Annotated in this window: 4 protein-coding genes; all 4 read right to left on the bottom strand. The window is 61.3% G+C overall.

Features of this window, described 5'->3' with window-relative positions; all coding sequences use genetic code 11:
• Positions 1-198 precede the first annotated feature (198 nt).
• Positions 199-1,776, bottom strand: coding sequence for an arylsulfatase (locus tag ABYO54_RS12940; RefSeq protein WP_372808667.1), 1,578 nt, complete (start codon positions 1,774-1,776; stop codon positions 199-201).
• A gap of 48 nt (positions 1,777-1,824) precedes the next feature.
• Positions 1,825-3,237, bottom strand: a complete 1,413-nt coding sequence (locus tag ABYO54_RS12945) for a sulfatase (protein ID WP_372808668.1) — start codon at positions 3,235-3,237, stop codon at positions 1,825-1,827.
• A gap of 111 nt (positions 3,238-3,348) precedes the next feature.
• Positions 3,349-5,217: a glycoside hydrolase family 97 catalytic domain-containing protein gene (locus ABYO54_RS12950; RefSeq protein ID WP_372808669.1), complete on the bottom strand. Its 1,869-nt coding sequence runs from the start codon at positions 5,215-5,217 to the stop codon at positions 3,349-3,351.
• 1 nt (position 5,218) lies between these two features.
• A partial coding sequence (locus tag ABYO54_RS12955) for a family 43 glycosylhydrolase (RefSeq protein ID WP_372808670.1) occupies positions 5,219-6,048 on the bottom strand: 830 nt, incomplete at its 5' end.

Here is a 6,048-nt window from a genome sequence, read left to right on the forward strand (position 1 = left end):
CTTCGTCAACCGTTTCGGCCCTACAATCCGCCGCAATTCCGTCACGGAGATGGGTGGGTCCATGCTGCCGGAGGCTTGAGGGCGTCGGCCGCGCATGAATTCGGGAGGAGGGGTACCGGCTCCGGGGGAGGAAGGTCGGAGCCGATGCGGCACCGCTTCAGCCGTCGGTCGGTTTGGAAACCGCGGCGATTTACGGCCTTATTTTTCTTTGTTGCGGCGGGCTTTGCGGGCGTCCGCCTTCACGGGTTGGTAGGTGGCGAGCAGCGCCTCCATCTCCTGGACGACTTCGGGGAATTGATTGTAAACGTTCTGGGTTTGGTTGACGTCCTTGACGAGGTCGTAGAGCTGTGCGGGCGGGGCGTTCTTTTTGATTTTGCCGTTTTCGATGTCGCTGTTGACGTTGCCGACGAAGGATGCGCAGGCGGGGCCGCCGGCGGCATGGACGCCGGGCTTGCCGTTGAAGCCGCCCGCTCCTTGCGCGGGGATGTACACCCAGCGGCCTTTGCGGACGGAAAGGTGGGTCGGCTTGTTCGGGCAAAGAACGAGCGTCTCCCGCAGGGGAGCTGCCGGGTCGCCGACCAGTGCCGGCAACACGTTGATGCTGTCCGCGAGCTGCTTCTTTTCGACCGTCTGGCCCGTGATGGCGGCGCAGGTGGCCAGCATATCCACCCCGCTGATCAACTGGCTGGATACCGTGCCCGGTGTGATTTTTCCGGGCCACTTGGCGATGAACGGGATGCGGTGTCCGCCTTCCCAGACGCCGAACTTGAAGCCGAGCAGATCGCCGTTCTGGCGGTGGCCGGCGGCAAAGGCATCCTGGCCCCCGGTGTTGAACATGCCGCCGTTGTCGCTGGTGACAATGATCAACGTATTATCGGCCAGGCCGTTTTGCTCGAGACACTTCACCAGTTCACCGACCATTCCGTCGAACTCCTGGATAAAGTCGCCGTATAGGCCGGCCTGGCTGGATCCTTTGAACTGCGGCCCCGGCGTGAACGGATGGTGGATATTCGTCGTCGGGAAATAGAGGAAGAAGGGCTTCTCTCTGTTTTGTGTAATCCATTCGACCGCTTTTTCGGTCAGCAGGGCGCCCGTTTTTTCATCGTCGTAAAGGGCGTGGGCCTTTTTGGCGCCGCCCACACGGTTGGGGCTCTTGTTGCCGGCTTCCGGGCCATAGGTCGTGGTTTCGGAAAACGGCGGATTGAAAACAACGGGGTCGTTCGGGTCATAGCCGACGATGCCGTGGTTCTCGACATAGACGTAGGGATAGCCGCTGTTCACCTTGGGCACCCCGAAATAATAGTCGAACCCGAGTTCCAGCGGTCCCGGGCGCAGCGGTTTGTTCCAGTCGGTCTTTCCGGTACCGAATCCGAGATGCCATTTACCGATGGCCGCGGTGGCATAGCCTTTGTTTTTGAACAGCTGGGCCAGCGTCAGTTTGTTCGTATCGATCAGCAGCGGCTGGAAATGGCCGCACGGCCCCCAGATCCCTTTTCCGCCGTTCCCGCGCACGGGATATTCCCCGGTCAGCAGCCCGTAGCGCGACGGGGTGCAAACGGCGGAGGCCGAATGGGCGTCGGTGAAGCGGCGCCCTTCGGTGGCGAGCTTGTCGATGTTCGGCGTCTTCACCCGGGTTGCGCCGTAGCAGCCGAGATCGCCATAGCCCAGGTCATCCGCAAAAACCAGGACAACGTTCGGTTGCTCCGGCGCGGCAAACGCGAGGGCCGCCAATCCGAGCCCGGCCCATCCAATGCATTTCAACTTCAGGAGTTTCATCAGCCTTGCGTTCATATCCCGTTTCTCCAGATGGTGTATCCTTGCGGTTTACTTGCCCTTTTTTTTCGCCTGTTTGGGCGGAACATAATTCGGGTTGTCGGTCATCGTCTGCGCCCCGACCTCTTGGCGCCACTGCTTGAGTTTTTTCAACAGCTCCTGCGCCTTTTCCGGATGGGCGGCCGCCAGGTTTTCCGATTCCGTCGGATCGGCCTTCAGGTCATACAGCTCCAGCCGGCCGTCTTCGAAAAATTCGATCAGCTTCAGGTCGCCTTGGCGGATCGCGCCGTATGGCAGGGTGCGGTGGTAATGCGGATAGTGCCAATAGAGCGTGTTTCGGTCGAGCGTCGTGCGCTGGCCCGTCAGCAGCGGCACGATGCTGACGCCGTCCCGATGCTGGTCCGGGCGCGGCGGCAGGCCCGCCATTTCGAGCATCGTTGGATAAAAATCCGTCCCGATCACCGGCTCGTCGCAGGTCGATCCCGCCGCGGTTTTTCCGGGCCACTTCACCACGAACGGTTCCCGTACGCCGCCCTCGTGCGAAAATCCCTTGAAGTCCCGCAGCCCGCCGGTCGATTCCGGCTTATCGCCCCCGTTGTCGCCCGTAAGGATCACGACGGTATTCTCGGACAGGCCCAGCTCATCCAGCTTGGCCATGATGCGGCCGACGCTGTCGTCCAGCTTTTCCACCATTCCGGCACGGGCCGGATTGACGCACTCGTTGCGTCGGTTCTTAAAGGTCTTGGCCTTCTGCTTGTATTTTGCCACCAGCTCGGGCGGGGCCATGATGGGGCCGTGCAACGTGTAGTAGGCAAAGTAGAGGAGGAACGGTTGCTCCCTCTCGGTGGCGGCCAGGAAATCAAGCGCCGCATCCGTCAGCTTATCGGTCAGGAAATCGCCTTTCTTTCCGTCGTCGAGGTTCGGCATGCCGAAGGGCGAGAAATATTTACCCGGCCCCTTGGGTTGCCCCCACTCGCGGCCGCCGATGTTGATATCGAACCCATGGCGGGTCGGATCATGCTCCTCAAAATCCGGCGCGCCGATCGGCATCAGGTGCCACTTGCCGAAAAACGCGGTGGCATAGCCGCCCGCTTTGAGCGCCTCCGGCAGCACGACCCGCTCGTGCTCCATCTTCATCGTCCAATCCGGCACCGACAGCTTGGCGCGCGGCCGTTTGTGCCCGGCGATCCAATCCGTCAGATGGGTCCGCGCCGGATAACAGCCCGTCAGGATTGCGGCGCGGCTCGGCGAGCAGACCGTGCAGGCCGCATAGCCGTTTTTAAACAGCATGCCCTGGCTGGCCAGCTTGTCGATGTTCGGCGTTTCGTGGAACTCCGAGCCATAGCAACCGAAATCGCCCCAGCCCAAATCATCCACCAGCAAGAAAACAAAATTCGGCTGCTCGTTCGCCGCCAACACCATGGCCGGCAACAGCAACAACCCGATCCATTTCAACCCATTCATCACCCAACTCCTTCGCCCGATTGGCCCAATGCCCTGCCGCATCGCGAAAAAGGGGACGCCATGACAAGCGCCCCCCGGTACTCCATCCACAGTGGAACGAACGAAATCCCCCTACGGTTTTGGACGCAGGATCATGGCGTGCCCGCCGCCGACGGCGAGCTTGGCGCGGATCACATCGCCGCGCTTTACGGTCGCGGTTTTGATTTCGTAGGCCTCGGGGTTTTTGACGCCGTGGGCATCGGGCGCGTCTTGGTAGAGGGTGGCTTCATAAGCGCGTCCCGCTTCGAGGAAATCCAGCCTGAGATCCACGGTCCGGGCGGTTTGGTCGCCCACCGAACCGACGAACCAGACGTCGCCCGTGCGGCGCGCGATCGATAGCTGGCTTCCGATTTTGGACTGCAGAACGCGCGATTCATCCCACGTTGCGGGCATCTGCCTGAGAAATTCGAACAGGTCGGCCTTCTTCAAATATTCTTCCGGCGCGTCGGGCAGCGTGATGAGCCCGGTGTAGATCACCAAGGTGCGGGCGACCTCGCTGACCACGGTCGAAACATAGGAGTTTTGTTTTTTCGGCCCCTTCTTGCGCTCGCCGGCGTTGATGCTCTTGATGCCGAAGTTCCCATTGGCCATATCGAGCGGGCCGACCAGCCCATTGACCATCGCCATCTTAATGAAGGTTTCGGGAGTAAAGGCGCGGCGGCTATCCTGCTGCGCATGGCAATACTCGCGGGTGATCAGGTTGGGCATCGTCCGCTCCACCCCCGTCATCGGCACCGGACCATCGTGGAAGTTGATCAGCATCTTTTTTTCGGCGGCTTTATCGATGGCGTTGCGGGTGAAGGAGGTCTTGCTGCCCATGAAGCCATACTTCATGCCGGAGGCTCCCAGCCCGGCATAGTGGTCGAAGAGCGTCTCATCGCCGAAGTCGCCCTTCTTGCGGTCGTAGTAGAGCATGATTTGAACGCCCTTCTTCTTGGCATAGGCCATCACCTGCTTGATATCGACCTCCGGCGAAACCTCCATGGTGCCGCCGCCCGCTTTCGTGAACCAGTGATCATCGACCGTCAGGAGCTCAATACCCTGCTCGGCGCAGAAATCGATCAGGTGCAGGTAGCTGCGGGTGTTGATGTCGTAGACAAACTCGCCGTTGTCGTAGCCATGGATACGCCAGTCCCACAGCCCTTTGCCCGGCTTGACCCAGCCGGCATCGTCGAGCTTGCAAGGCGCCGCCAGGTTCAGCGCCACGGTATTCACCATCAAATCGCCGACGCTATCGCCGATCAGGATGACGCGCCAAGGCGTGAACGTTCCTTCGCCGCCCGAAACCGCGGAGCTCGAGGAAACGACGCTCTGGGTTGCTTCGTCGAAACGAAGGCCCATCTCCTCGAATCCGTCGGCGGAATAGAGATCCGACTCCAGCAGCGCGAGCGCCAGTCCGTCGGTGCGCTCGACCACCAGCGGAATGGAAATTTTCTTCAGCTGGTTGAGGCGCAACGGCCCGGCCACCCCGCTCTCCCCCTTGGGGTGGTAGCAGCCCGCGGCATCGACCAAACCATAGCCGCAGACGAAGTTGGTCTTCTTGCCGTTGGATTCCTTCGACATCACGAAGCGGATTCCGACGCCCGAATCGAACACGCGGCAGAGCAGCGTCACGGGCGTACCGCCCGCCGTCAGCGAAAGCGTCAGCTCGTTATGAAGGTCGCGGACCGTGCTGAACTGGCCATAGGTCGGCGACCAGCTCGTATCGTTCTGCCGCACCGCCCCATCGACCACCGCCATCTTCGCGCCGGCGAAGATTTCCAGCGCGGAAGAATCGACAACGGACTTGCCGCCCTTGGAAATGGCATAGCGCAGCGCCCCGTCCTTCACTTCGAACGATACGGCAACCTGCCCATTCGGGGACTGAACCGCCGCCGGGGCCGCGAACAGGTTCGCGACCGGCAGCACAAACGCCAACATCGTCAGCAGATGGTTTTTCATCCTACTCACCTTCTTTTACGTCGAAGCGGCGGATGAAGGGGAGATATCCTTTTTTCGCCCCGATCTCGACCCCCCATTCCGGGAGGGCGCCGGTGCCGCTGCCCGTAAACGCTTCGGGGCGGTAGGCGCCGCCCGCCCACGCGCCGCGTTTCACGGTGTGGGTCTTGGTGAAATGCACGCCATCCTCGGCATAGAGGATCGAATTCGTGATCTCCTTCGGACCGGTGGTTCCGATCATCGCGGCAACGCCTTTGCCCTGCGGCCAAACCAGCACTTCGTGGTTGCCGGGAATGACCGGGTTTTCCGGATGGCGGATGTAGGGACCTTCGGGTTTATCGGCGATGGCCAGCCCCATCTGGGTCTGTCCCGGGCCTTTGCCCTGCTGGCGGCCCTTGTAGTAGAACCAATATTTTCCCTCGCGGACCAGCAGGCAGGCGTCGTCGATCAGATGGCTGTCGAACTGCTTGTCGTCATCGCTGTTTATCAGCGCCGGATTGGTGGCCAGCCGCTCCCAGGGGCCGTCGGGGGAATCCGATACGGCGATGCCGATCTTGGAGTCGGGATTGAACGGCTTTTGAGCGAACGGCCGCGAAGTGCCCGTGTAGAAGAGCCAGTATTTTCCCTCGGCAACGAGAATGTTGGGCGTAAACACGCTGGCGCCTTCCCAGCTGCCGGGCTCGCCCTTGGCCAGCGCCATGCCCTTCTCCGTCCAGCTCACGCCATCGGCCGAGCTGGCATACCACACCGTCGCATCGTAGCCGGGGGAGATCGTTCCTTTCGAGTACCAGACATAGTAGAGATCGCCGACCTTGATGACGTCGCTCGGGTCGC

Origin of the sequence: Pontiella sp., assembly GCF_041622395.1 — a bacterium.
Taxonomy (GTDB): Bacteria; Verrucomicrobiota; Kiritimatiellia; order Kiritimatiellales; family Pontiellaceae; genus Pontiella.